Raw genomic sequence first — 25,726 nt, 5'->3', positions numbered from 1 at the left:
GGCAGCGCGCGCAATGCACGTCCTGTTCCGCGAAACGCACGGGCTCGAGGAGAACGCCGTGCCCCAGGACCTCGGGCAGGCGCCCGCGGACCTGGTGGTGCTGTCCTTCTCCGACAGCGACCTCGGTGCGTTCGCGGCGGCGTGGCAGGTCGGCAGGGATGTGCTGCCGTCGCTGAGGCTGGCCGACCTGGCGGCGCTGACGCACCCGCTGTCGGTCGACACCTATGTCGAGCGGACGCTGTCCGGCGCCAAGGGCATATTGATCCGGCTGATCGGCGGCATGCCCTATTGGAGCTATGGCCTCCAGCAGGTGGAGGCGCTGGCACGCGCGCGGGGGATCGCGCTCGCGGTGCTGCCCGCGGATGGCCGACCGGATGCGCGGCTCGATGCGGCGTCGACGGTGGCGGCACCGGTGCTGCGGGCGCTTGCCGAGCTATGCGACGCCGGCGGTGCCGAGGCGGCACGGGCGGCGCTGGGGGTGCTGGCGAGGGCGGCGGGGATCGGCGGTGACGCCGCTGCCCTCTACACCCCGCTCCCCAGCTTCGGTCTGTGGCATCCGGAACATGGCGCGTTCCTACCCTACACCCGTCATCCCCGCGGAGGCGGGGACCCATTGGTGGGAACCTATCGGACCCTGCCTCCCGCGTCCTGGCAAATGGATCCCCGCCTCCGCGGGGATGACGGTGGGAGTGGGGATGCAGAATGGCAGGGCTGGACCCGCACCGGCCGCCCGCTGGTGGTGATCGTCTTCTATCGTTCCTATCTCGCCGCCCGCGACATCGATCCGTTCAAAGCGCTCCATGAAGCGTTCGAGCGCAAGGGCTTCGACACGCTGTCGATCTTCGTGCCCTCGCTCAAGGCGCCCGATGCCCGCGCACAGGTGGAGGCCTGGGTCCGCGACCTCGCCCCCGCCGCGATCGTCAATGCCACCGCCTTTTCCGCCCGCGACGACGCCGGGCACTCGCCGCTCGACGCCGCTGGCGCGCCGGTGTTCCAGCTCGCGCTCGCAACCGCCTCGCGCGATGCCTGGGCCGGTTCGGATCGCGGCCTGTCGCCGGCCGATCTTGCGATGCACGTCGTGCTGCCGGAAATTGACGGCCGTATCTTCGCGGGCGTCGCCAGCTTCAAGCAGGCTGAGGCGCGCGACGCGGCGCTGGGCTTTGCGCGCACCGTCCACCAGCCCGAGCCCGCGCGCATCGCCGCCATCGTCGATCGCGTCGCCGGCTGGATCGCGCTCGCCGCGAAGCCACGCGCCGAGCAGCAGGTCGCGCTCGTCCTCTCGACCTATCCGGGCAAGGACTGGCAGCTCGCCCATGCCGTCGGGCTGGATGCGCTGGCCTCCGCCGAAGCCATCGCCGCCGATCTGGGCGAGACGGTGACGGATCTTGCTGGCCGGCTGCAAACGGCCCGGTGTTGCTGGTCGCTGGCGGAGTATCGACAGGCGCTCGGCAGCCTGCCGGAAGCGCTGTGCCGCGATCTGGACGCGGCCTGGGGCGCGCCCGTGGCGGATGCGCTGGCCCAGGACGACAGCTTCCACTTCCCGGCAATCCGCGCGGGTCGCCTGGTGATCGCGCTCCAGCCCGAGCGGGGCGATCCCGCCACGCGGGAAGACAGCTATCACGATACCGCCCGGGTGCCGCGCCACGCCTATGTCGCCTTCTACCTCTGGCTGCGGGCGCAGGCGGTCGACGCGCTCGTCCATATCGGCGCCCATGGCACGCTGGAGTGGCTGCCCGGCAAGGCGGTGGCGCTCTCCGATCGCTGCTGGCCCGAGGCGCTGACCGGCGGCCTGCCGATCCTCTACCCGTTCATCGTCAACGATCCGGGCGAAGCGGCCCAGGCCAAGCGACGGACCGGTGCGGTCACCATCGGCCATCTGCCGCCGCCCTTGAAGACGGCCGGTACCGGCGCCGGGCTCGGCCGGATCGAGGCGCTGCTCGACGAGTTTTCCAATGCCGTCGGCCTCGATCCCGCCCGCCGCGACCGGCTCCAGGCGGCGATCCGCGACGAGGCGCGCGCGGTGGGGCTCGAGGCGGAACTGGGGCTCGATACGGCTACCAGCACCGCCGAGGTGATCACGCGCATCGATCGCTTCGTCTGCGACGTGAAGGAGGGCCAGTTCGGCGACGGCCTCCACGTCTTCGGGCGCGGCGCGTGCGGGGCGGCAGAGCGGGAGGGGCTGCTTGCCGGGCTGGCGGGCAGGCGCGTGCCGGCGGGGCCGTCCGGCTCGCCGTTCCGCGGACGCAGCGACGTGCTGCCGACGGGGCGCAACCTCTACACCATCGATCCGCGCGCGGTGCCGTCGCGCGCGGCCCATGCGCAGGGCATCGTGCTGGCCGACGAACTGATCCGCCGCCACCTCCAGGACCAGGGCGACTATCCCAAGGGGCTGGTGGTCGATCTGTGGGGATCGGCGACGATGCGCACCGCCGGCGAGGAATTCGCGATGGCGCTGCATCTGCTCGGCGCGGCGCCCATCTGGGACAGCGCCTCGGAGCGGGTGACCGGCGTCGAGATCCTGCCGCTCGCCATGCTCGACCGCCCGCGCATCGATGTGACGCTACGGATATCCGGCCTGTTCCGCGATGCCTTCCCGACCCTGCCGCAGCTGTTCGGCCAGGCGGTGCGTGCACTGGCGGCACGGGACGAGCCGGCCGACTGGAACCCTTTCGCTAGGCAGGCGCCGGGCGCTCGTGTCTATGGGCCACAGCCCGGCAGCTACGGCCTCGGCATGGGCGCCGCAGCCGAGACCTATACGGACGCGGCGCGGCAGGCGGCGGGGGAGGCCTGGCTGGCCGCGTCCGACCACGCTTTTGATGGCCGCGAGGCGCAAGCCGATGCGGAGGGTATTCGCGCCCGCGTGGCTGCCGCCGACGCCTTCGTCCATCTCCAGGACCTCGCCGAGACCGACCTGCTTCTCGCTGCCGACTATGCCGCGCACGAAGCGGGTTTCGCCGCCGCCAAGGCGCTGGCAGGCGGGGAGGCGGCACTCTACCATCTCGATGCCCGCGATCCTGCGCGGGCCGTCGCCCGGCCGCTGACCGAGGAGCTTGCCCGCGTGGTACGCGCGCGTGCGGCCAATCCCGGCTGGATTGCGGGGATGATGCGGCACGGTTTCCGCGGCGCGGCCGAGATCGCGGCGACGCTCGACCATCTCGGGGCCTTCGCCCATCTGGCGGGCGCGGTGCCGCCGCAGCTGTTCGACCTGTATCATGACGCGACGCTGGGCCAGCCCGAGGTGCGGGCCTTCCTCGCCGCGGCCAACTCGGCGGCACTCGCGGCGATGGAGGCGCGCTTCGAGGCGCTGCACGCGGCAGGGCTGTGGGCGACGCGGCGCAACTCGATCCTCGCCGCTCTGGGAGGCACCGCATGACCGGGTTCGCGATCCGTGGCTGGTGCCCCGATGCCTGGCGGCCGATGGTCGCGGGCGACGGCCTGCTGGTGCGGGTGAAGCCGCGGCTCGGCCGGCTGACGCGCGCGCAGCTCGCCGCATTGGGGGAGGCGGCTGCCGCCTATGGGAACGGCCTGATCGATCTGACCAGCCGCGCCAATCTGCAACTGCGCGGCGTTTCCGAAGCCGGTTGGCCGGCGCTGCTGGAGCGGCTGATCGCGCTCGATCTGGTCGATGCCGATCCCGAGGCGGAGAAGCGCCGTACCCTGCTGGTTGCCCCCGAATGGCTGCCGGGCGACGACACGCACCGCATCGCCACCGACATGCTGGCGCGGCTCGGCGACCTGCCGGCGCTGCCGGGCAAGATGGGCTTCGTGATCGACGCTGGCCCCGCGCCGCTGCTCGCCGACGCGCCGGGGGATTTCCGCATCGAGCGGGGGCGTGCCGGCGAGGTGCTCCTGCGTGCCGACGGGCGCGCGCGCGGTGCCCCGGTGGAACATGGCCGGGAAGCCGAAGCCCTGGTGGCGCTCGCGCAGTGGTTCGTGGCCAGTGGTGGTGTCGCTGTGGGGCGGATGCGGCGGCACGCCGAGGCGCTCCCGGCATTCGCCGCCGGGGACCGGGTGCCTGCAGCCGCCGCACCGTCGATGCGTCCCGGGGGGCATCCTTTGGGCGGCGTCGTGGGGTTGGCATTTGGTCAGATCGATGCCGGCGCCATCGCGCGCCTGCTCGATCATCCCTTTTCCGCCGTACGCGTGACGCCATGGCGTTCGCTGCTCGTCGAAGACGTGCTGCCGACCGACCCGGCGTTGATCGCCGATCCTGCCAGTCCGCTACTGCGGACCGATGCCTGTGTCGGCGCGCCGGCCTGTCCGCAAGGGCAGGTGGAGACGCGCGATCTGGCGCGCCGGCTCGCACCCTGGGTGTCGGGCCGGCTGCACGTGTCGGGCTGCGCCAAGGGCTGCGCGCGTGCCCTGCCGAGCGAGGTGACCGTCACCGGCCGCGACCGCCGCTACGACCTTGCCTTCGATGCCCGCGCCGATGCGCCCGCGCTGCATGCCGGGCTCAGCGCAGACGCGCTGCTTTCCCTCTTCGGATCCACAGATGCCGCATAGCTACGAAACCGATGGCGCCGCCATCTATCGCCAGTCCTTCGCAACGATCCGCGCCGAAGCCGATCTCGCCCGCTTCTTCGCGGAGGAGGAGCCGGTGGCGGTCCGCATGATCCATGCCGCCGGGATGGTGGAGCTGGCGCGGCATATTCGCTTTTCGCCCGGGTTCGCGCAGGTGGCGCGCGGCGCATTGGCGGACGGTGCGCCGATCCTTTGCGATGCCCGCATGGTATCCGAAGGGATCACGCGGGCGCGCTTGCCGGCCAACAATCCGGTCCTGTGCACCCTGCACGATCCGCAGGTGCCGGCACTGGCGCAGGCAATGGCGAATACGCGCTCCGCCGCCGCGCTGGAGCGCTGGCGCCCGCACCTTGCCGGCGCGCTGGTCGCGATCGGCAATGCGCCGACCGCGCTGTTCCACCTGCTCAACATGCTGGAGGATCCGCATTGCCCGCGCCCGGCGGCGATCATCGGCTGCCCGGTGGGGTTCGTCGGCGCGATGGAGTCGAAGGCGGCACTGTGGGCGGCACCGCCGGTGCCGTGCTGCATCGTCGAGGGGCGGCTGGGCGGCAGCGCGATCACGGTCGCTGCGGTAAACGCACTGGCGAGCCGCGCCGAATGAGCATGGGGACGATCCACGGCGTCGGCCTCGGCCCCGGCGCGCCCGATTTGCTCAGCGTCCGGGCCGATCGCTTGGTGCGCGGCGCTGCCCATGTCGCCTATTTCCGCAAGGCGGGCCGCCCGGGACAGGCGCGACGCATCGCCGAGGGGATGCTGCGCGCCGATGCCGTCGAGCTGCCGATGGAATATCCGGTGACCACCGAAATCCCGGTCAGCGATCCGCGCTACAATGCCTGCCTTTCCGCTTTCTACGCGGACTGCACCGAACGCCTGCTGGCGCTGGCCCGTGCCGGCGAAGACGTGGTGGTGCTGTGCGAGGGGGACCCGTTCTTCTACGGCTCGTTTATGCACTTGCATTCGCGGCTGTCGGGGCAGGTGCCGGTGGCCGTGGTTCCGGGGATCACCGGCATGGCAGGGGCGTGGAACGCCACCGGCCAGCCGATCACCTGGGGCGACGACGTCCTCACCATCGCGATGGCGACGCTGCCGCAAGAAGAACTGGTCCGCCGCATCCGCGACACCGATGCGCTGGTGGTGATGAAGATCGGCCGCAACCTCGCCAAGCTCCGCCGCGCGGTGGCCGAAGCGGGCCGCGAGGGCGAAGCCTGGCTCGTCGAACACGCCGCCATGCCCGAGCAGCGGGTAACGCCGCTGGCGGACGCGACGAGCGTCACCCCCTATTTCTCGATCCTCCTGATCCACGGCCGGGGGCGGCGGCCGTGAGCGGCTGGCTCGCCATTGCCGGGTTGGGACCCGGCGACGAGGCCCTGGTCACGCCCGAGGTCAGCCAGGCGCTGGCCGAGGCAACCGACGTGATCGGCTATATCCCCTATGTGGCACGCATCGCGCCGCGCGAGGGCCTGACCCTGCATGCCTCGGACAATCGCGTCGAGCTGGATCGCGCCGCGCTGGCACTGGATCTGGCGGCGCGGGGGCGGCGCGTCGTCGTCGTCTCTTCGGGCGATCCGGGGGTGTTCGCGATGGCGGCGGCGGTGTTCGAGGCGCTGGAGGCGGGGCCTGTCGCCTGGCGCGACCTCGACATCCGTGTTCTCCCCGGCATCACCGCCATGCTGGCGGCGAGCGCCCGGGCAGGGGCGCCGCTCGGCCATGATTTCTGCGCGATCAACCTATCCGACAATCTCAAGCCCTGGGCGCTGATCGAGAAGCGCCTGCGCCTCGCGGCCGAGGCCGATTTCGCCATGGCCTTCTACAATCCGCGCTCCAAGATGCGGCCGGAGGGCTTTGCCCGAGTGCTGGCGCTGTTGCTCGAATGCTGCGGCCCGGCGCGCCCGATCCTGTTCGCCCGCGCCGTGTCCACGCCGGAGGAAGCGTTGCGCATCGTGCCGCTCGGCGAGGCGCGGCCCGAGATGGCCGACATGCGGACGATGGTGATCCTCGGATCCAGCACGACGCGGCTGATCCCGCGTGCGGGCCGCCCGATCCTCTACACCCCGCGCTTCGCGGAGACGGGCGCATGATCCAGCCAGTCGAGCACGGCCTGCGGATCGGTCACCTCCTCGCGGGGCGGCAGTATCGGCCGGTCGATCATCAGGACCGGCACGCCCAGCGCGCGCGCGGCGATCAGCTTGGCCTCGGCCCCGCTGCCACCGGCGTTCTTGCAGACGACCAGGTCGATGCTGTGCGCTTCCATCAGCGCCCGGTCACCCTCGGGCGTGAAGGGCCCGCGATCGACGACGAGATGGTGATCCGGGAGCGCCGGCGGTATGGCGGGCATATCCACGAAGCGCAGGACATAGCGGTGCTGGGGTTGCGCCGCGAAGGCCTCGACGTGCACCCGCCCGAGCGCCAGCAGGATGCGTCGGGCCGGGCCTGCGAGCGCATCGACGGCAGCCTCGATATCGGCGACGTGCTGCCAGCGGTCGTCCGGCCTGGGCATCCAGGCGGCGCGAGTGAGGGCGAGCAGTGGCACGCCTGCCAGGGCGGCCGCCGCGACCGCATTGCCGCTCATCGTCGCGGCAAAGGGATGGGTGGCGTCCACCAGATGGGTGATCCGGTGTTCCCGCAGATAGGCGGCGAGCCCCTCGATCCCGCCAAAGCCGCCGACCCGCACGGAGACCGGCTGGGGACGGGGGTTTTCGGTGCGGCCCGCGTAGCTGAGCGTCGCCGGTATGCCGCGCGCCGCCAGCAGCCGCGCCAGCGCGCTCGCTTCGGTGGTGCCGCCGAGCAGCAGGACGTTCGGCATGGCTGACTCCCCCTGGTTGACGATCCTCGGGATCGGTGAAGACGGTGCCGACGGACTGTCCGTCGCCGCCCGCGCGGCACTCGATGCGGCCGAGCGGGTGATGGGCGCACGCCGCCACCTTGCGCTGTTGCCGGGGCTTAGGTGCGAAGCGGTGGAATGGCCAGTGCCCTTTGCCGAGGGCATCCCGCTGCTACTGGCCGAGCGGGGGCGACGCGTGGTGCTGCTCGTGTCGGGGGATCCGTTCTGGTTCGGTGCGGGCACCAGCGTGACGCGGCACCTGGCTTCCGACGAATGGATTGCGCATCCCGCACCTTCCAGCTTTGGGCTGGCAGCCGCGCGGCTCGGCTGGGCGTTGGAGGAGACGCTGTGCCTCGGGCTGCATGCCGCGCCGCTTTCGCGTCTGCGCCCGCATCTTGCCCCCGGGCAGCGGCTGCTGGTGCTGGTGCGCGACGGTGCCGCCGCCGCGGACCTGGCCCGGTATCTGGTCGAGACGGGCTTCGGCCGCTCGATGCTGCACGTTCTCGAAGCCCTGGGGGGGGCGCGCGAGCGCGTTCGCCACATCGAGGCTGGTGTCTATGGGCTGCAGGACGTCGCCCACCCGGTGGCGGTCGGGGTCGAGGTTCGGGGCGAGGGGCAGGTGCTGCCCGCCAGCAGCGGCCGTGCGGATGCGTGGTTCGCCTCCGATGGTCAGCTGACCAAGCAGCCCGTCCGCGCGCTTACTCTGTCGGCGCTGGCGCCGCGCCCCGGGGAGTTGCTGTGGGACATTGGCGCGGGCTCGGGGTCGATCGGAATCGAGTGGCTGCTTGCCCATCCCGCCAACCGCGCCGTGGCGATCGAGGCTGATCCGGCACGCGCCGATCGTGCCCGTACCAATGCCGCCACGCTCGGTGCGGATCGGCTGGAGGTGCACACGGGGCGCGCGCCGGACCTGCTGCCGGAAGGCGCGCCCGACGCCGTGTTTGTCGGCGGCGGGCTTTCGAAGGCACTGCTGGAGGCGCTTTGGGCGCGGTTGCCCGCCGGCGCCCGGCTCGTCGCCAACGCGGTGACGCTCGAGTCCGAGGCCCTGCTCGCGCAATGGCAGTGCCGCGTCGGCGGCAGTCTGCTGCGCATCGAACTGGCCGACGCGGTGCCGCTCGGCAACCGGCACGGCTGGAAGGCGCGCTATCCGGTGGTGCAGTGGAGCGTCGTGCGATGATCGTTGCCGGCTTCGGCTATCGCTCTGGCGCGACTCTCGACTCGCTGCGCGCGGCACTCGCCCTGGCGCAGGCCGGTGCGCCGGGCGTCACCCACGTCGCGAGCGTGCCGGACAAGCTGCCGCTGCTCGGCGGGCTCGGGCTGCGGACGATCGCGACCCCTGAGCTGGGCGCGATCGTCACTCCCACGCGCTCGGTGGCCAGCCTGGCCGCGCGCGGCACCGGCAGCGTCGCCGAAGCCGCCGCCCTGGCTGCGGCTGGACCGGGCGCCCGGCTCCTCGTCGCGCGCTGCATTTCCCCCGATCGGATGGCCACCTGCGCCATCGCCGAAGGACCCCAAGCATGACCGTCCATTTCATCGGCGCCGGCCCCGGCGCGCCCGACCTGCTGACCCTGCGCGGTCGCGACCTGATCGCCGCGAGCCCGGTCTGCCTCTATGCCGGCTCGCTGATCCCGGAGGCGATCCTCGCGCATTGCCCGCCCGGCGCCCGCATCGTGAACACCGCGCCGATGGACCTCGATGCGATCCTCGCCGAGATCGTGACGGCGCATGCTGCGGGTCAGGATGTCGCGCGGCTGCATTCGGGCGATCTCTCGGTCTGGTCGGCGATGGGCGAGCAGCTGCGGCGGTTGCGCGCGCTCGATATCCCGTTCACCGTCACGCCGGGTGTGCCCGCCTTCGCGGCGGCGGCGGCGGCGCTGGAGGCGGAGCTGACGCTGCCCGAGCTCGGCCAGTCGCTGGTGCTGACCCGCACCCCCGGCCGCGCCAGCCGCATGCCGGAGCGGGAAAGCCTGACCACCTTCGCCGCCAGCGGCGCGACGCTGGCGATCCACCTGTCGATCCACAACCTTGCGACGGTCGTCGCCGATCTGTTGCCGGCGTACGGCGCCGATTGTCCGGTCGCGGTGGTGTGGCGGGCGAGCTGGCCCGACGAACGCATCGTCCGCGCCACGCTCGGCACCATCGAAGCGGCGGTCGCGGGCAGCATGGAGCGGACCGCGCTGATCCTCGTCGGCCGGGTCCTCGGTGCCGAGCATTTCGGCGAGAGCAGCCTCTACGCCCCCGGCTATGACCGCCGCTTCCGTCCGCAAAGTGCCGGCTCGCGCTTTGCAGAGTCCGCCGAATGATCCCGCCCGGGCTGATCATCGCCGCGCCCGCCTCGGGAACCGGCAAGACCACCGTGATGCTCGGCCTGCTGCGCGCGTTGGCAGAGGACGGCGTGGCCGTGCAGCCGTTCAAGAACGGCCCGGACTATATCGATCCGGCGTTCCACCGCGCGGCCTGCGGGCGCCCCTCGTTCAACCTCGACAGCTGGGCGATGAACGAGGGGCTGCTCGAGGCGATCACGAGGCGCGGGCAGGGGGCCGATCTGATCCTGGCAGAGGGGTCGATGGGGTTGTTCGACGGCGTCGCCTCGGCCGGCGCGGCGGGTACCGGTGCCACCGCCGATCTCGCGCGGCGCAAGGGCTGGCCGGTAGTGCTGGTCGTCGACGTCTCGGGACAGGCGCAGTCTGCGGCGGCAACCGCGCTCGGTTTCGCCCGGCTGGACCCGGCGCTGCCGTTCGCGGGCGTGATCCTCAACCGGGTGGCCAGTCCCCGCCATGAAAGGCTGGTGCGCGCCGGCATGGAAGCGGCGGGGATCCCGGTGCTCGGCGCCTTGCCGCGCCGCGCGGACCTGGTGCTGCCCGAACGGCATCTCGGGCTTGTCCAGGCAGTCGAGCATCCCGATCTCGACCAGCGGATCGCCGACTATGCGGCGTTCGTGCGCGCCCATGTCGATCTCGCCGCGCTCCGCCTTGCCGCGGTCGGCAATCCCTTGGCTAATGGCGGCGGCCGTCTCCCCGCACCGCCGGCGCAGCGCATCGCCATCGCGCAGGACGCCGCTTTCTCCTTCCTCTACCCCCATCTGCTCGAAGGCTGGCGGCAGGTGGGTGCCGAGATCCTGCCCTTCTCCCCGCTGGCGGACGCGGCGCCGGATGCGGGCGCGGAGCTGGTCTGGCTGCCGGGCGGCTATCCCGAGCTGCATGCCGGCACGATCGCCGCGGCCGGCACGTTCCTCGCAGGCTTGCGCCGCCATGCCGAAACCCGCCCGGTGCACGGCGAGTGCGGCGGCTATATGGTGCTGGGCGAGGCGCTGGTCGACAAGAGCGGGGAGACGCACCGGATGGCGGGGCTGCTCGGCCTCGTCACCAGCCACGCCCAGCGCCGCATGCATCTCGGCTATCGCCGCGCGACGCTGGCGACGCCGATCGCGGGCATTCCGGCTGGTGCCGAACTGGCCGGGCACGAGTTCCACTACGCGACGATCGTCTCCCAGACCGACGCACCGCTCGCCGCAGTGACCGATGCCGAGGGCAGTGCCGTTGCCGAGACCGGATCGGTTCGCGGGCGGGTGACCGGCAGCTTCTTCCACCTGATCGCGGCCGCGGTATGATCCAGCTGCACCTGATCGGCATCGGCACCGGCAATCCCGAGCATCTGACCGGGGAGGCAATCCGCGCGCTGAACGGCGCCGACCTCATCCTGGTGCCGAGGAAGGAGAATGCCGTCGATCTGGCCGATCTGCGCCGGACGATCTGCGCGGCGGTGCTCACCCAGGATGTTCCGATCGCCGAATTCGATATGCCGGTGCGGGCGGGGGAGGGCGACTATCTGCACGCGGTGCACGCCTGGCACGACGCCATCGCCGCCACCTGGCGCGCGACGATCGATGCACATCTCCCCGGCGGTGGTGCCGTCGCACTGCTCGTCTGGGGCGATCCTTCACTCTACGACAGCACGCTGCGGATCGCCACCCGATTGCCGGACATGGGCGTGCGGGTCGTCCCCGGCATCACCAGCATCCAGGCGCTCACCGCCGCCCACGCCATCCCGCTCAACCCGCTCGCGGGCCCGGTGACGATCACCACCGGCCGGCGGCTCCGCGCGCAGGGCTGGCCTGTCGGTGCCGAGACGCTTGTGGTGATGCTCGACGGCGGCTGCGCCTTCGAGGCACTCGACCCTGCCGGGCTCTCCATCTGGTGGGGCGCATATCTCGGCATGCCCCAGCAGGCGCTCGATCGAGGGCCGCTGGTCGAGGCGGGGCCGCGCATCGTCGCCACCCGCGCCGCGCTCCGCGCCCGCCACGGCTGGATCATGGACGTCTACCTGCTTCGAAAGGACCCGCAATGACCCGCGACGACGCCGCGCATGCCGAGAAGATGCGCAAGATCCAGGCCGCCCGCGCCACGATGATGGAGACCAAGACCGAGGAGAAGGGGCTGCTCATCGTCCATACCGGCAAGGGCAAGGGCAAGAGCAGCGCCGCGATGGGCATGGTCGTCCGCGCGATCGGGCACGGGATGAAGGTGGGCGTGGTCCAGTTCATCAAGGGCGCGATGCTGACCGGCGAGAAGGCGGTGTTCGATGCCTTCCCCGAGCAGGTCGAGTTCAAGCCGATGGGGGAGGGCTTCACCTGGGACACGCAGGACCGCGCCCGCGACATCGCCGTCACCCGCACCGCCTGGGAGGAGGTGAAGCGGATGATCGCCGATCCGTCCTACGACATGGTGCTGGCCGACGAGCTCAACATCGTGCTGCGCTACGACTATCTGCCGCTGGACGAAGTGCTGGCGATCTTCGCCGCCCGCCCGCCGATGCAGCATGTCATCGCCACCGGCCGCAACGCGCCCGACGCACTGATCGAGGCGGCCGATCTGGTCACCGAGATGACCCAGGTCAAGCACCCGTTCCGATCGGGTGTGAAGGCGCAGAAGGGGATCGAGTTCTGAGCGCGCCGCCCGTCTTCGATGCCGGTTTTCAGGCGCAGTTTGACATGCTGCTGCGCTGGCGCCGGGATGTCCGCCATTTCGCCGATCGCCCGATCGCCGAGGTGGATCTCGCGGCAGTGCTGGAAACCGCGATGCTGGCGCCGTCGGTCGGCAATGCGCAGCCTTGGCGGATCGTTCGCGTGCGCTCGGCTGAGTGTCGCGCTGCGATCGCAGCCCATGTTGACGCGGCCAATGCGCAGGCTGCCGACCGCTATGTGGGGGAGGCGGCACAGGCCTATCGCGCGCTCAAGCTCCACGGCATCCGCGCGGCGCCCGAGCTGCTCGCGGTCTTCTGCGACGAGCGGCCCGAGGCGGGCCACGGCCTCGGCATTGCCACCATGCCCGAGATGCTCCGCTATTCCTGCGTCACCGCGATCCACACGCTGTGGCTTGCGGCGCGTGTGCGCGGGATCGGGCTCGGCTGGGTGTCGATCCTCGAACCCGCGGCGATAGTCCCGCTGCTGGCCGTGCCGCCGGACTGGACGCTGATCGGGCTGCTGTGCCTCGGCTATCCCGCCGAACCGTCCGACATTCCCGAACTCGAACGCCGTGGCTGGCAGGCACGCGAGGCGCTTGCTGAACGGCTGTTCTACCGTTGATTTCCAAGGAGACTTCCCGATGCTGACCCCGGTCGAAGACGGCCCTGCGATCGTCGTATGCAACACGTGCCGCTTCTCCGCCGAGGTCCGCGAGGACGGGCAAGGGCGGCGCGGCGGCGCGCTGCTGGTCGAGGCGCTCTCCGCGTGCCGCGATGCGGAGCCGCGCTATGCGGGCATTGCCATCCAGCAGATGCCGTGCCTGTTCGCGTGCAACGAGCATTGCGCGGTGCATCTGCGCGCGCCGGGCAAGGTCGGCTATGTCCTCGGCCGCTTCACGCCGGATGCGGACGCCGCGCAGGCGATCCTCGACTATGCCGTCCATTACGCCGCCAGCGAGCATGGCCGCGTGCCCTTTGGCCAGTGGCCGCAAGGCGTGAAGGGGCATTTCATCGTCCGCGTGCCGCCAGCCGGTCAGCTGGTCGAGGGGTAACCGCACGGACAGGCGCCGGGCCACGAAAGGGCGTAGCCTGCGCACCGTGGCCAAATGTCGATAATATACATTATGTAAAGCTGCGGCGATGGTTTCGCGTTTCGCGATCTCGCGTCCCTCACTCGGGCGACGTTGGCGCCTTAGGCTCCAGCACCAGCACATTTCCCTCGACGCGCCAGCTGTGCAGCCGTGACAGGAAGTTCATTCCCAGCACGTCCAGGTCGCCGAAGTTCGGCGAAACCACGACACCGAGGTCGTGCATCTTCAGCGGCCCGAGCGCCAGCGTCTCGATCCGGCCGCGATGCGCTGCGACGTTGCCATTGGCCGTCTCGATGATCGCCGGCAGTCCGTCCGAGGCCTGCACCTTGGATTTGCCGGCAGTCTGTTCGGAGATGGCCGTGATGGTCGCGCCGCTGTCGATCAGCATGGGGCGCTCGATCCCGTTCAGACGCACCAGTGCCCAGAAATGGCCGTCCGGGCTCATCCGGATGCGGACCGTGCCGCCCTCGACACGCTGGTCTTCCAGGCCAAGCCCGGCGTTCAGCGAGGACCATGCCGCTGCCAGCTCGTAGCGATGACCAACGGCCAGCAGCACCAGCAATATGATCGCCGCCCAGGCGAGCACGGTCCGCACCAAGAGCCCGAAGCCGATCCGGCGTACCGACAGCGCGCTGACGACCAGCACCAGCGCACCGATCATCCATACCAGGTTGACACCTTGGAAACCGTTCACGCGTGCAGCTCCAGCCCGTCATAGCCTGGCTCGACGCCGGTGGGCAGTTCGGAGACGAGGGTCGCATAATCCATGGAATGATCCATATGGACCAGCGCTGAACGCCCCGGGCGGAGTTCCTCGATCCAGCCGAGCACCGAGGCCAGGTCCGGATGCGTCGGGTGTGGCGCGCGGCGAAGTGCGTCGACCACCCAGATGTCCAGGCCGGTGTAGAGCGCCCGCATCGCAGGCGTCATTTCATGGAAATCCGTGGCATAGCCGATACTGTTGCCGCCGTGTTCGAACCGTAGGCCGGCGGAGGTGATGCCGCCATGCGGCTGATCGGCTATATGGACCGTGATGTCACCGATGATGAAGCGATCCGGCATCGCCTCCAGCGCCACCACGGGCGGGTAGAATGTTCCACGTCCTTCGAAGATGTATGGAAAACGCTTGCCAAGCTGTTCGAAGGTGAACGGTCGCGCCAGACCGCGCACCGGATCACCGCTGCGGGCGTGCATCACCTGGCGGAGATCGTCGATTCCGTGGCAATGATCGGCATGGTCGTGCGTCCAGAGGACGGCATCGACATCCGACATCCCGGCCGCGATCAACTGCTCGCGCATGTCCGGGCTGGTATCGACCAAGATCGTCGTGATGTCGCTGCGGACCAGCACCGAGGCGCGGGTGCGGCGATTGCGAGGTTCCGCGGGGTCACACGCGCCCCAATCGGGGCCGATGCGGGGAACGCCGGAAGAGGTGCCCGATCCGAGGATCCGGATGCTCAGCATGGGCGGCTCCCCTGCCCGGTCACGCCCATGTCTTGGCGAAGAGCTTGTGGAAATTGGCGCGGGTTGCCTCCGCCAGCATCTCCGGATCCTCGCCGCGCAGCTGGGCGAGGAAGCGGCAGGTGTCCGCGACGAAGGCAGGCTCGCCCGTCCTGCCCCGGTGCGGCACCGGCGCGAGGAACGGTGCATCGGTTTCGATCAGCAGCCGATCGAGCGGCAGCGCGGCGGCGGTTTCCTGCAGATCCCTGGCGTTCTTGAACGTCACGATACCGGAAATCGATATGTAGAAACCGAGTTCCAGCGCGATTTCGCCAAAGGCCTTGCTCGCGGTGAAGCAGTGGATCACGCCGGGGAAGGCCCCCTTCCCCATTTCCTCGCGCAGGATTTCCGCCGTGTCCTCCTCGGCTTCGCGGGTGTGGACGATGATCGGCAACTGGGTCTCGCGTGCAGCCGCGAGATGGGCGCGGAAGCTCGCCCGCTGGCGGTCGCGGTCGCTATGGTCGTAATAATAGTCGAGCCCGCTCTCGCCGATACCGACGACGCGCGGATGCTGCGCGCGCTCGACCAGCTTGGCGGTATCGACATGAGGGTGCGTATCCGCCTCGTGCGGGTGGATGCCAACACTCGCCCACACATCGGCCTCGCGCTCGGCGACGGCGATCACCTGGTCCCACTCGTTCTCGCGCGTCGAGATGTTGAGCATCGCCACCACGCCTGCCTCGCGGGCACGCGCTAGCACCTCGGGTTGCTGCTCGCCGAGCCCCTTGTAGATCAGATGGCAATGGCTGTCGGCGAGCTTCATGCGTCCTCGGAAGTTTGCAGTTCAAGTCGCGGAAAGATGGGAGTCGGGGCTGCGATCTTGAAGGCCGCATCGCCTTCGGGACCGAGCTGCGCGAGCAGCTTGGCAGCCGAGGTCGGCACGACCGGTTCGATGGTGACGACCAGGCGACGGATCGCCTTGAGCAGCGTGCCGAGCACCGCGTGCATTCGCTCGGGATCGGTCTTACGGAGCGTCCAGGGGGCCTGCGCGTCGATATACTGGTTGCAGGCGAACACGCCGGTCATCCAGGCCTCAACGCCCTGGCTCAGCGCCAGATCCTGGAAGGCACGGGTGAAGGCGGCGCAGGCGGTGTCGACTTCCGCCAGCAGTGCCGCATCGGCCTCGTCGGCGCGACCGGCCTGGACCGCGCCTTCGCAATTCTTGGCGATGAAGCTCAGCGTGCGCTGCGCCAGATTGCCGAAGCTGTTCGACAGATCGGCATTGGCGCGCGTGACGATCGCCTCGTCGCTGAACGTGCCGTCATGGCCGAAGCTGACGTCGCGCAGCAGGAAATAGCGCAGCGCGTCGACGCCGTAGGTTTCGGCCAGTGCCATCGGATCGACGACATTGCCGACCGACTTGGACATCTTTTCCCCGCGGTTGAGCAGGAAGCCGTGGCCGAACACCTGTTTCGGCAGCGCGATGTCCGCGGACATCAGGAAGGCCGGCCAATAGACGGTGTGGAAGCGGACGATGTCCTTGCCGATCAGGTGCAGATCGGCCGGCCAGTAGCGTGCCAGCCGTTCGGCATCGTCGGGGAAGCCGGCGCCGGTCAGATAGTTGGTCAGCGCGTCGACCCACACATACATCACATGGCCGGGCGAGCCCGGGACCGGCACGCCCCAGTCGAAGCTGGTGCGGCTGACCGAGAGATCGACGAGCCCGCCCTCGACGAAGCGCAGCACCTCATTGCGGCGCGACTCCGGGCGGATGAAGTCGGGGTTGGCCGCGTAGAAATCGAGCAGCGGCTGCTGGTAGTTGGACAGGCGGAAGAACCAGGTCTCCTCCTTGGTCCATTCCACCGGCGTGCCCTGGGGCGAGAGCTTCTGGCCCCCTTCCCCCTCCTGCAGTTCCTTCTCCTCGTAGAAGGCTTCGTCGCGGACCGAGTACCAGCCCTCGTAGCGATCGAGATACAGGTCGCCCTTGGCTGCCATCTTTTCCCAGATCGCCTGGCTGGCGCGGTAGTGATCGGCCTCGGAGGTGCGGATGAAACGATCGCACGAAATGTCTAGTTTATCCGCCATCACGCGGAAATGGTTCGACATTTCATCGGCAAGCTCGCGCGCTGTCATGTCGCGGGCGCGCGCGGTCTGCACCATCTTGAGGCCATGCTCGTCGGTGCCGGTCTGGAAGAACACGTCGCGACCCTGCTGGCGCTGGAAGCGGGCGATCGCGTCGGCGGCGATCATCTCATAGGCATGGCCGATATGCGGCTTGCCGTTGGGATAGTGGATCGCGGTGGTGATGTAGAAGGGGTCAGCCATGCCCGCCGCTTTAGGATGCGGCGCAGCAACGGGCAACCTGTACGGTCGACGCTCGAAGGGTCAAAGGGGATGCTGCCCCCCCCGACACCCCATTGTCATTCCCGCGAAGGCGGGAATCCATTGGCCTGGACGCCTGGGGAAAGAGCCGCACCTGCAGCGCGAGTGGATCCCCGCCTCCGCGGGGATGACGGGGTTCTTTGGCCAAAAGCGGTTGCCATTCTTCAGCGCCGGGCGAGCCGGGCGAGGATGCCGCTCATTTCGAACACCGTGGCGGTAGCATCCAGCGACAGGCCCAGCGCCGCGCCGGCAAGCTCGCGTGCGGCGGCATAGGCGTCGAGGGCGGAGCGCAGTGCCTCTCCCTCCAGCCGCTTGGCGCGCCCGGCGATGAAGCTCGGCGTGCGCTCCAGAAAGGCTTCGTAGCGCGGCTGGGCGGCCTTTGCGCCGAGCTGGCGGCCGAGCCGGGTGCGCAAGGCATTGTCCGGATCGCCGTGCTCGGCGAGCTGCGCCATGTCCGCCTCCAGCGCGGACAGGTCGAGCCCGGCGAAGCGCATCGCCCGACCCGGCGAGCCTTCTGCCGCCTCCCCGAGCGCGGCGATCTCGATCTCGCTGGCTTCCGGGATCTGGCGGCGGAGGACGGTGGTCGTCTCCGCATCGCTCAGCGGCTCGAAGCGGAGCAGCCGGCAGCGCGAGCGGATGGTCGGCAGCAGCCGCCCCGGCGCATGGCTCACCAGCAGGAAGATCGTCCCTGCCGGCGGCTCCTCGAGGTTCTTGAGCAGCGCATTGGCACCGGCGCGCTCGAGATCGTCGATCGCGTCGATCAGGACCACCCGGCGCGGGCTCAGCGACGGCTTGGTCGCGAACAGCGGCTGGAGGCTGCGTACCTGCGCGATGGTGATCGAGCGGGCGAGCGCCTCATCGGGCTTGTCCGCATCCTTGGGCAGCCGCGCGAGGATCTTGAAGTCCGGATGGCTGCCCGCCGCGAGCAGGCTGGCGGTGCGGGTCGTCTCCGGCACGTCCCAGCCGGGCACCAGCCGATCGGGCTCGGACGCCTCCGCCAGCATCCGCGCGGCGGCGATGCGGGCAAAGGCGCCCTTCCCCACGCCCTCCGGCCCGGCGATCAGCCAGGCATGGTGCAACGCGCCGCTCGCCATGGCAGCGGCGAGCGCGTCACGCGCCGGTTGGTTGCCGATCAGGGCCGAGGTCAATTGGATCAGGCCAGGTGGAGCAGCGACATCAGCCCGGCCCAGGCGCGGCCGAAGAACCCGGCCTGGCCGACGTCGTCGGCAGCGACCAGCGGCAGCACCTGTTGCGGCATGCCTTCGCCTTCGATGATCAGGTCGGCGATATGGTCGCCCTTGTGGAAGCCGGCCTTGACCGGGCCCTGATAGACGATCTTGCCAGCGAGCTTCGGGCTCAGGCCCGAGGGCAGCGTGATGTTGAGGTCGCGCGGTGCGACCACGGCGACCTTGTTGGCGGTGCCGCCCTGCACGTCGACCGTGCCGACGGTGCGGTCCTTCTTGACCACCGGCTTGGTGCTCCACGCGGCGAAGCCCCAGCGCATGAAGCGCACGGACTCGTCGGCGCGGGCGCTGTAGCTGTTGACCCCGGCCAGCACCATCACCAGGCGGCGGCCATTCTGCTCGGCCGAGCCGGTGAAGCCATAGCCCGCCTCTTCGGTGTGGCCGGTCTTGAGGCCGTCGGCACCCGGCACCTTGCCGAGCAGCGGGTCGCGATTGCCCTGCTCGATGTCCGCGCCGGCGCCCAGGGTCTTGCCCCATTTGAAGCTCGGCAGCGAATAGAAGGACTTGTAGAGATCGGGGAAGTCGCGGATCGTGGCCGCCGCGAGGTGCGCCAGGTCGCGCGCAGTCACATAGGTGCGGCCTTCATCGGGCCAGCCGTTCGACGTGCCGAAATGGCTGTTGGTCAGGCCGATCTTCTTGGCCCGATCGTTCATCAGGTTGACGAAGCCTTCCTCGGTGCCGGCAATGCCTTCCGCCAGCACGACGCAGGCGTCGTTGCCCGAAAGCGTGACGATGCCCTTGAGCAGGTCCGCCACGGTCGGCTGCTCGCCAACGCCGAGGAACATGGTCGAGCCCTGCGAGTGCCACTTCTTCCAGGTCTCGGGCCGCACCTCGATCTTCTGGTCGAGCTTGAGCTCGCCCTTCTTGATCAGGTCGAATGCGACATAGACCGTCATCATCTTCGCCATCGAGGCCGGCGGCATGCGGCGATCGGCGTCCTTGGCGAACAGCACCGCGCCGGAAGACATGTCTTCCATATAGGCGATCGGTGCGGGCGTCGGGAAATCCGGGCCGGCGGCCTGCAGCGGTGCGGCGATGGCGAGCGCCAGGAACGAGACGGCGGCGAGCTTCTTCATGATGATCGGTCCAGAACGCGAAAATAACCCCTATCGGACCGAAGCGAGGCGCGCATCTCCAAACCCGGCCCGAACGGCCCCTGCCCGTGCCCGCTCGGCCGCCTCCTTCGTGGCGAAGGGGCCGAGCTGGACGCGGTAGAGCCCGCCTCCTGCCTTTACGAAGCCCTGTAGCTTTTGGGCAAGCGCAGTCGCGCGCTCCGACGAAGAAAGTGCGGCAACTTGCACCAGATAGCGGCCCTGGCCCGGCTTCGCGGGCGTGGGCTTGGCAGCGAGCCGAGGCTTCGGCGCCGCGACGGGGCTCGCGGCCGGATGCGGGATGACGTCGACGATCGGATCGGGTTGCACCGGCGGCGAGGGTGGCGGCGGCAAGGGAGCGTTCGAAACAATCGTCGTCGGCGGGAGCTGCAGGCGCAGCGCGCGCAGCAAGGCCGGCGGCGAATCGATGCGGGGCTGTGCTGCACCGGCGCTGCGCAGCGCGGCCTGGTCCTCGGTCGAGGGGTGCACGGCACGGATCCGCACCGCCACCAGCCGATCGGCCGAAACGCCGAGCTGGCTGGCCGCACCTTCGGAGATCCCAGCGATCGCCCCCTGCGCCTCGGCCGTCTCGGCAATGCGGACCAGGATCGTGCGGCCGCTGTCGAGCGCGGTCACCTCGGCATAGCTTTCGACCGGCAGATTGGGGCTGATCGCCAAAGCGGCGGCACCGAACCGCAGCACGGCCGCATAGCCGACCGCATCATAGCGGCCATCCCCGGGCTGGAGCTGCGAGGTGCCGTGCGGCCCACTTGCCGAGGCGGCCGGATCGGCGTCCTGCGCATGAGCGTTCGTTGCGGCAAACAGCGCGAGGGCAAGCGCGAAAGGTCTAGCGTTCCACTGCATCGGCCAAGAGGCCTACCGACAAAGCGTAAAAATTCGAGCAATTATAGTCGAGGATCACCCGGTAATTCCCGGTCAGCAAATAGGCGGTGGCGCCCTGCCCGTCGGGTTCGATCAGCGTCGCCAGCACGTCGTCGGCGGGCCAGGCCCGCGACTGCGGCACCACGCCGAGCGCCCGCCACTCCGCCATCGTCTTCCACTGGCTCTGGCGGCTGTGCACGCGCGAGCAGCGCGGGCTGGTGGTGCGGCTGGCGATCAGTCGGCGATCGAGGGTAGCGGGAACCGAGACGGCAAAGCCCCAAGGCTGCCCGCGGCGCCAGCCGGCGTCGACGAAATAGGCGCCGATCGAGGCGAGCGTATCGGCATCGCTGGTCCAGATGTCGGCCATGCCGTCGCCGTCGCCGTCACGGGCGAGGCGGAGATAGACGCTGGGCAGGAATTGCGGTCCGCCGAATGCTCCCGCCCAGCTGCCGACCAGCTTCTCGCGCGGCACGCCGCGATCAATCATCTTGAGGGTGGCGATGAACTCGTCGGTGAACAGCGCCCGGCGCCGGCCTTCATAGGCAAGGCTGGCGAGCGCGCGCGGCAGATCGAAGCCGCCCATCACCCGCCCATAATTGGTCTCGTGTCCCCAGATCGCCACCATGATCGATTCGGGAACGCCGGTCTGCTGCTCGATGGCCGCCAGCCTACCCCGGGCACGCTGATAGGCGACACGGCCGCGGGCGATACGATCGGCGTCGACATGGCGCAAGCGATAGGGCGCAAAGGGCGGCACCGGCGCGTTGGGGCTGCTCTCCGGTTGCTGCCGGTCGAGCTCCACGACGCGCGGATTGTACACCAGGGTCGGGATCACCGCGTCGATCGTCCGCCGGCTTACGCCGGCGGCCGCGGCCTGGGCCGAAAGCGTCGGCAGATAGGCTTGGAAGCCCGTCGCATCCTGTGCCGCGGCAGGCGCAAACGGAACGGCGGTGGCGACGAGCAGGGCGGCAACCCTTGCAGGAAACAAACAGAGACGCGGCATGCCCCGCGCTGTTGCACAGCACCGCGCCGATCGGAAGGGCTGCCCCGCAGCGAACGCGACGAAAGCGCTGACCAGCGTCGACCAACAGAAAACATCGGCAACGGCGCCGCGGCTTCGACAAGGCGGTTGGCTCGGGCGAAGACCGTCTCCCGCCACGCAACGGAGACGGTCGCGCGTTCACCAGCATTCGCCATTTGGCCGGCCCGGCGTGAGGCTGAAAGGGTGGCGAAGGTTCGGGCGGAGGTGGATTGATCCCGGCGCCAACTGCGATTAGGCGCTGTGCCGCGCGGAGAGGTGGCCGAGTGGTTTAAGGCAGCGGTCTTGAAAACCGCCGTGGGTGCAAGCTCACCGTGGGTTCGAATCCCACCCTCTCCGCCAGCAACCCTCGCCCTTCCGGGCAAGGTCGCGCGGCGGGAGCCCGGAACCAAATCGCTCATTTCGGGTACAGTTCGCGTGGCGCACGACAGTTTCGGCGCAGAAGCTTTGCCGACCGCGTATCCCATTCCCCAGGGCAAGGAGACTTGCGGACATGCCTGATGTCGACCCACCGACCCCGGACGGGGATATCGAAAGCCATGCCGTCCTCGACGGCATGGAGGTAGCGGCGACTGCCATTTCGCTGGCCGCTGCCGCGACGCTTCTAACCTCGGACAGGGCCGCGCCGGAGGGCGCGACGGACCCTGCGCCGAGTCCCTTGGTCGATTCCGTGCCGCCGCCCCTGCCCGCTGCCCCGGCAAGCAATGCCATGTTAGCGAATCCAAGCGGCAGCTTTCGACTGGATGCATCCGTATCGCTCAGCCGGTGGGGCGGCTTGCGGACGAGCGGCGCACTGGGCGTGACGGAGACGCCCCACGGCGTCCTTTCGTTTTGGCTGCGCTGCTCGACCAGCAGCGACACCGCCGACGCGCTGACCGGCACGAATTATGCCGAGACGATCGCCATGATCATGGGCAATGACAGCAGCGACGCGGGGGGCAATAGCGAGGGCTCGGCTGGGCTCAACATCATCATCGACAACGCCGCCAAGGACCGCTCAACGACGCGCGGCAGCTTGCGTCTGAACCTTGCGGACGCCGGGTCGGTCGCCGGCGCGGGAAAGACCAACCATAGCTGGGAAAACGTCGCCTATAGCGCGATCGCGAACCAGAACAGCGCCTGGGTCCATTATCTGTTCGCCTGGGACGGCCGCGGCGCGGCGGGCGCCAAGCGCCAGGCGCTCTATATCAACGGCGTGAACCAGAAAATTCTCTATGCCGGCAGAGAGATCGGCACGCTTGCCAACCCGTTCTTTCCCAAAATCAATTCCGCCAAGGGTTGGCAGTTCAACTATTGGGGCGACAATTACATCGCCATCAACGGCGGGTCCGCCGATTATGGGCAGGTCCTGCTCGACATCACGACCTCGATCGTCCGTGCGCCCAGCGGCGACTTTTGTGACATCGACCCGGCGATCGTCGCCCGGTTCTACAATGCCGGTCCCGTCGACTACGGTACCACTGGCGCCGTACCGCTGGGATTTCAGCCGCAGTTCTTCTGGCATGGCGACCGCACGTCGTTCCTCGTCAACAAGGGCATCGCGGGCAGCAAGGGCAACCTGACGGTGATCGGAACGGCACCCTATCTTGCCAATGCCGGCTTCGGGCCTTCCGGGCTGCAGGCAGGACGGGCCGGCCTGGTCTGGACCGCCGACTCCGGCCGCGACCCACATGCCAATCTTCCCAATCCTGCCACCGCCGGCCTGCCCGTGCATCTGGGCGGCAACACCCTGGCGGCGGGCGATCTGATGCTGTTGTTCGTCCACGGGCTGGATGCGAGCGGCGCCGATGTCGACCATGGCTTTGCCTTGCCGACCGACGCCTATGGCGGAGCCTGGACGAAGTTGAACCGCTATCGCAACAATGCGGCGACGGGAAATCAGACCGATTTGGTGATTTACTGGAAGATTGCGGGGGCGGCCGATGTTGCCGCCGCCGCTTCCGGCACCTGGGCGGGAAAGCAGACCTGCACCACCGCGCCTACCCGCGCTTGGAACTGGGCCATGCTGGCGTATCGTGGCGTCGATCCCGCGCTACCCATCGCGGCCAATGCCGTCGCGGTCTTCCCGAAGCTGTCCTATGCCGGGGGCGTCAATCCGACGACGCCGAGCGTGGCGACGACGCGCGCGAATACGCTGATCGTGCACATCGTCAACTCCTGGTCCCCGTACGGCGTCGTAACCCCGCCAGCTGCGGTGAACATGCGCTTCCAGCGCGCCCCGAGCGGCGGGGTCCTGCCGCTGCTCCACATCGCCGACGAAGTACAGGCAGCCGCCGGGCGGTCCACCGGCCGTACCTGGGACTATTCGCGGAAGGATCCGACGCAGGCGATCACACTCGCCCTCAACCCCGTATAGCCGGTCCGTGCCGCGCAGCAGCGCCCACGAAAAAGGCTCCCGCCGCAGGGATGCGGGGGAGCCCTTTCGAGGCGGCTGCCGGGCGGAACCGCCCGGCGCGCGCGCTTACTTCTTGCCGAGCGTGAGACCGCCGAAGCGCTTGTTGAAGCGCGCGACCTGGCCACCCTGATCGAGCAGGCGCTGCGAGCCGCCGGTCCAGGCCGGGTGCGCCAGCGGATCGATGTCGAGCTGCATCGTGTCGCCTTCCTTGCCCCAAGTGGAGCGGGTCTCGAACACGGTGCCGTCGGTCATCTGCACCTTGATGAAGTGGTAATCGGGATGGGTGTTCTGCTTCACAGCGAATTCCTTGCATGAAAGCCGCCGGTTTCCGACCGGCAGCGGACGCGCGCGCCTAGCAGAGCCCAGGCATCGACGCAAGTTTATTGCCGCAATCCCCACCATCGGCGGAGTGCGACCAGCGACCAGACCGCCTCGACCAGCCCGAACGGCCAGGCCCCCTGGAGGAAGCCATAGGCCGAGCCGAGCAGGCAGGCCCCGGCAAAGCCGAGCACCCACCCGGTCGAGCGCGCCTCCAGCGCATAGGTGACCAGCATCGCCGTCACCGCGAACAGGCCGAACCAGGTCAGTGCGTCCATGGTGCGGCCCCTGCCCCGCTCAGGCGCTGGGCGGATCGGCGATCATCGCGGTGAATTCGCATTCGGCCGCCAGTTCGCCGTCGATCAGCGCCTTGCCCGCGAACTTGCAGACCCGCGAGCGCTTCTGCACGAATTCGACATGGAGCTTGAGCAGCACGCCCGGCTCCACCGGCTTGCGGAACTTCACGTTGTCGATCGCCATGAAGTAGACGAGCTTGCCCGAGCCGGCGAGCCCCAGCGACTCCACCGCCAGCACGCCCGCCGCCTGGGCGAGTGCCTCGACGGTGAGCACGCCCGGCATGATCGGGCGGCCGGGGAAATGGCCCTGGAAGAAGGACTCGTTGATCGTCACCGCCTTCACCGCCACGATCGACTGGTCGAGGATCAGCTCCTCGACACGGTCGACCAGCAGCATCGGAAAGCGGTGGGGCAGCGCTGCCATCACCCGCCCGATATCGAGCGGACCGATGTTGCTGCCCCCCTGGGCTTCCCCGCTCACCGCGGTTCGGGCTTGGCCGGCTTGGTGCCGGCTGCCGGACGGGCTGCCGGAGCGGTCGCACCCGGGGCCGCAGCGGCGCCCTGCTGCTGTTGCTGCTGCTGGCGTGCGGCGGCGAGCTGATAGGCGCGACGCTTCAGCTCGGTCACCTGCTGCTGGAACTGCACGGTGCGCTGCTGCGGCTGCCAGTTGGCCGGCGGGGTGATCGAGACGGTCGGCGTCTTGTCGATCTCGGCGACGATCGCGTCGCTGATGTCGACCGCGTCGGGCGCGTAGACGATCGCCTCCGGCGACAGGATGACGTTGACCTTGCGGGCGTTGACGACCGAAATCTGGGCCGCATCATACAGCTGCAGGATCTTCTCGAACGCGAACAGCTCCGCGACGATCGACGGAAGCTGCAGCTTCTGGATGTCCTCGTTCGCCTGGTTCTGCAGGGTCATCAGCTGGGTGTAGTTCGGATCCTTGCGCGCGGCTGCAGCCTGCTCCTCGGCTTCCGAAACCTGGCCGTCCTTGTTCGTGTCGATCGTCGAGATCAGCGCGCGCGCGTCGGCCTGGAACTTGGCCTGACGGGCCTGGATCTGATCGCGCACCGGCTTGAACGTGGTGTCGAGCTGGGTTTCGGCCGTGGTGAACGCCTTGGCCTTGGTGATCACCTCCATCGTGTTGACGGTGGCGATACCGGCAACCTGCGCCGAGGCCGGCACGGCCGCGACGAACGCCGCCGAAGCGGCAAGGGCCGCTGCGAGAACACGGTGCTTCATCA

Annotated in this window: 27 protein-coding genes and 1 tRNA gene; 15 read left to right on the top strand and 13 right to left on the bottom strand. The window is 69.3% G+C overall.

Going from position 1 to position 25,726, the window contains the following annotated elements:
- The first annotated feature begins 13 nt into the window (after window positions 1–13).
- The 5 genes from cobN to cobJ are packed head-to-tail and all read left to right on the top strand — an operon-like array spanning window position 14 to window position 6,599.
- Window positions 14–3,373, top strand: a complete 3,360-nt coding sequence (gene cobN, locus QZ814_RS12770; protein WP_294332797.1) for a cobaltochelatase subunit CobN — start codon at window positions 14–16, stop codon at window positions 3,371–3,373.
- Entirely contained in the window at window positions 3,370–4,503 is a 1,134-nt protein-coding gene (locus tag QZ814_RS12765) for a cobalamin biosynthesis protein CobG (RefSeq protein ID WP_294332795.1), read from the top strand. Before cobN ends, QZ814_RS12765 begins: the two co-directional genes overlap by 4 nt.
- Complete coding sequence (locus tag QZ814_RS12760) at window positions 4,493–5,122, top strand: precorrin-8X methylmutase (RefSeq protein ID WP_294332793.1); 630 nt, start codon at window positions 4,493–4,495, stop codon at window positions 5,120–5,122. The genes QZ814_RS12765 and QZ814_RS12760 overlap by 11 nt, the downstream gene beginning before the upstream one ends.
- Window positions 5,119–5,844 carry a precorrin-2 C(20)-methyltransferase gene (gene cobI, locus QZ814_RS12755; protein ID WP_294332792.1) on the top strand — a complete coding sequence of 242 codons (726 nt, stop codon included), beginning with the start codon at window positions 5,119–5,121 and terminating at the stop codon, window positions 5,842–5,844. The genes QZ814_RS12760 and cobI overlap by 4 nt, the downstream gene beginning before the upstream one ends.
- Window positions 5,841–6,599, top strand: coding sequence for a precorrin-3B C(17)-methyltransferase (gene cobJ / locus QZ814_RS12750; protein WP_294332790.1), 759 nt, complete (start codon window positions 5,841–5,843; stop codon window positions 6,597–6,599). The genes cobI and cobJ overlap by 4 nt, the downstream gene beginning before the upstream one ends.
- On the opposite strand, the gene QZ814_RS12745 is transcribed toward cobJ, so the two are convergent.
- The gene (locus QZ814_RS12745; RefSeq protein WP_294332788.1) at window positions 6,566–7,324 is read right to left on the bottom strand and encodes a cobalt-precorrin-6A reductase; all 759 of its coding nucleotides are present in this window, start codon (window positions 7,322–7,324) and stop codon (window positions 6,566–6,568) included. The two genes, cobJ and QZ814_RS12745, sit on opposite strands and share 34 nt — an antisense overlap.
- Between QZ814_RS12745 and cbiE the strand changes: the two genes are divergently transcribed.
- From cbiE to QZ814_RS12705, 8 genes are read left to right on the top strand one after another with little or no spacing between them, the layout of a single operon-like run.
- Entirely contained in the window at window positions 7,323–8,519 is a 1,197-nt protein-coding gene (gene cbiE / locus QZ814_RS12740) for a precorrin-6y C5,15-methyltransferase (decarboxylating) subunit CbiE (protein WP_294332786.1), read from the top strand. The genes QZ814_RS12745 and cbiE overlap by 2 nt on opposite strands.
- Complete coding sequence (locus tag QZ814_RS12735; protein ID WP_294332783.1) at window positions 8,516–8,863, top strand: cobalamin biosynthesis protein; 348 nt, start codon at window positions 8,516–8,518, stop codon at window positions 8,861–8,863. The genes cbiE and QZ814_RS12735 overlap by 4 nt, the downstream gene beginning before the upstream one ends.
- The gene (gene cobM / locus QZ814_RS12730; RefSeq protein ID WP_294332782.1) at window positions 8,860–9,645 is read left to right on the top strand and encodes a precorrin-4 C(11)-methyltransferase; all 786 of its coding nucleotides are present in this window, start codon (window positions 8,860–8,862) and stop codon (window positions 9,643–9,645) included. The genes QZ814_RS12735 and cobM overlap by 4 nt, the downstream gene beginning before the upstream one ends.
- The gene (locus tag QZ814_RS12725; RefSeq protein WP_294332780.1) at window positions 9,642–10,952 is read left to right on the top strand and encodes a cobyrinate a,c-diamide synthase; all 1,311 of its coding nucleotides are present in this window, start codon (window positions 9,642–9,644) and stop codon (window positions 10,950–10,952) included. Before cobM ends, QZ814_RS12725 begins: the two co-directional genes overlap by 4 nt.
- Window positions 10,949–11,689: a precorrin-6A synthase (deacetylating) gene (gene cobF, locus QZ814_RS12720; RefSeq protein WP_294332778.1), complete on the top strand. Its 741-nt coding sequence runs from the start codon at window positions 10,949–10,951 to the stop codon at window positions 11,687–11,689. Before QZ814_RS12725 ends, cobF begins: the two co-directional genes overlap by 4 nt.
- On the top strand, window positions 11,686–12,288 hold the full coding sequence (cobO, locus tag QZ814_RS12715; RefSeq protein WP_294332777.1) for a cob(I)yrinic acid a,c-diamide adenosyltransferase: 603 nt from the start codon (window positions 11,686–11,688) through the stop codon (window positions 12,286–12,288). The genes cobF and cobO overlap by 4 nt, the downstream gene beginning before the upstream one ends.
- Window positions 12,285–12,926, top strand: coding sequence for a 5,6-dimethylbenzimidazole synthase (gene bluB, locus QZ814_RS12710; protein WP_294332821.1), 642 nt, complete (start codon window positions 12,285–12,287; stop codon window positions 12,924–12,926). The genes cobO and bluB overlap by 4 nt, the downstream gene beginning before the upstream one ends.
- A 19-nt stretch (window positions 12,927–12,945) precedes the next feature.
- Window positions 12,946–13,356 (top strand): DUF1636 domain-containing protein, encoded by a 411-nt coding sequence (locus QZ814_RS12705; protein WP_294332775.1) that lies wholly within the window; start codon window positions 12,946–12,948, stop codon window positions 13,354–13,356.
- 118 nt (window positions 13,357–13,474) lie between these two features.
- Here the strand turns inward: QZ814_RS12705 and QZ814_RS12700 are convergent, their stop codons facing one another.
- The 8 genes from QZ814_RS12700 to QZ814_RS12665 all read right to left on the bottom strand — a co-directional run bounded on the left by QZ814_RS12700 (window position 13,475) and on the right by QZ814_RS12665 (window position 21,437).
- The gene (locus tag QZ814_RS12700) at window positions 13,475–14,089 is read right to left on the bottom strand and encodes a TIGR02281 family clan AA aspartic protease (protein ID WP_294332773.1); all 615 of its coding nucleotides are present in this window, start codon (window positions 14,087–14,089) and stop codon (window positions 13,475–13,477) included.
- Complete coding sequence (locus QZ814_RS12695; RefSeq protein ID WP_294332771.1) at window positions 14,086–14,859, bottom strand: MBL fold metallo-hydrolase; 774 nt, start codon at window positions 14,857–14,859, stop codon at window positions 14,086–14,088. The genes QZ814_RS12700 and QZ814_RS12695 overlap by 4 nt, the downstream gene beginning before the upstream one ends.
- A 19-nt stretch (window positions 14,860–14,878) precedes the next feature.
- Window positions 14,879–15,658 carry a TatD family hydrolase gene (locus QZ814_RS12690; RefSeq protein ID WP_294332770.1) on the bottom strand — a complete coding sequence of 260 codons (780 nt, stop codon included), beginning with the start codon at window positions 15,656–15,658 and terminating at the stop codon, window positions 14,879–14,881.
- Complete coding sequence (metG, locus tag QZ814_RS12685; protein WP_294332768.1) at window positions 15,655–17,160, bottom strand: methionine--tRNA ligase; 1,506 nt, start codon at window positions 17,158–17,160, stop codon at window positions 15,655–15,657. The genes QZ814_RS12690 and metG overlap by 4 nt, the downstream gene beginning before the upstream one ends.
- Window positions 17,161–17,381: 221 nt before the next feature.
- Window positions 17,382–18,365, bottom strand: coding sequence for an AAA family ATPase (locus QZ814_RS12680; protein WP_294332766.1), 984 nt, complete (start codon window positions 18,363–18,365; stop codon window positions 17,382–17,384).
- Between the two features lie 5 nt (window positions 18,366–18,370).
- The gene (locus QZ814_RS12675) at window positions 18,371–19,537 is read right to left on the bottom strand and encodes a D-alanyl-D-alanine carboxypeptidase family protein (RefSeq protein ID WP_294332764.1); all 1,167 of its coding nucleotides are present in this window, start codon (window positions 19,535–19,537) and stop codon (window positions 18,371–18,373) included.
- Window positions 19,538–19,567: 30 nt separating this feature from the next.
- Entirely contained in the window at window positions 19,568–20,416 is an 849-nt protein-coding gene (locus QZ814_RS12670) for an SPOR domain-containing protein (protein ID WP_294332762.1), read from the bottom strand.
- Window positions 20,400–21,437, bottom strand: a complete 1,038-nt coding sequence (locus QZ814_RS12665; protein WP_294332761.1) for a lytic murein transglycosylase — start codon at window positions 21,435–21,437, stop codon at window positions 20,400–20,402. Before QZ814_RS12665 ends, QZ814_RS12670 begins: the two co-directional genes overlap by 17 nt.
- A gap of 288 nt (window positions 21,438–21,725) precedes the next feature.
- On the opposite strand from QZ814_RS12665, the gene QZ814_RS12660 reads away from it, so the two are divergent.
- A tRNA-Ser gene (locus QZ814_RS12660) sits at window positions 21,726–21,815 on the top strand.
- Between the two features lie 151 nt (window positions 21,816–21,966).
- A complete protein-coding gene (locus QZ814_RS12655) occupies window positions 21,967–23,829 on the top strand; it encodes a hypothetical protein (RefSeq protein WP_294332759.1) in 1,863 nt (620 codons plus the stop codon).
- 105 nt (window positions 23,830–23,934) lie between these two features.
- Here the strand turns inward: QZ814_RS12655 and rpmE are convergent, their stop codons facing one another.
- From rpmE to QZ814_RS12635, 4 genes are all read right to left on the bottom strand, one after another.
- On the bottom strand, window positions 23,935–24,165 hold the full coding sequence (rpmE, locus tag QZ814_RS12650; protein WP_294332757.1) for a 50S ribosomal protein L31: 231 nt from the start codon (window positions 24,163–24,165) through the stop codon (window positions 23,935–23,937).
- An 83-nt stretch (window positions 24,166–24,248) separates the two neighbouring features.
- A complete protein-coding gene (locus tag QZ814_RS12645; RefSeq protein ID WP_294332755.1) occupies window positions 24,249–24,464 on the bottom strand; it encodes a hypothetical protein in 216 nt (71 codons plus the stop codon).
- 19 nt (window positions 24,465–24,483) lie between these two features.
- Entirely contained in the window at window positions 24,484–24,963 is a 480-nt protein-coding gene (fabZ, locus tag QZ814_RS12640; protein ID WP_141985535.1) for a 3-hydroxyacyl-ACP dehydratase FabZ, read from the bottom strand.
- The gene (locus QZ814_RS12635; RefSeq protein WP_294332752.1) at window positions 24,960–25,724 is read right to left on the bottom strand and encodes an OmpH family outer membrane protein; all 765 of its coding nucleotides are present in this window, start codon (window positions 25,722–25,724) and stop codon (window positions 24,960–24,962) included. Before QZ814_RS12635 ends, fabZ begins: the two co-directional genes overlap by 4 nt.
- Window positions 25,725–25,726 lie beyond the last annotated feature (2 nt).

This window comes from uncultured Sphingomonas sp. (assembly GCF_913777625.1).
GTDB lineage: Bacteria > Pseudomonadota > Alphaproteobacteria > Sphingomonadales > Sphingomonadaceae > Sphingomonas.
Note: the sequence above shows the minus strand (reverse complement) of the source record. Positions and strands in the feature narration are given on the sequence as shown.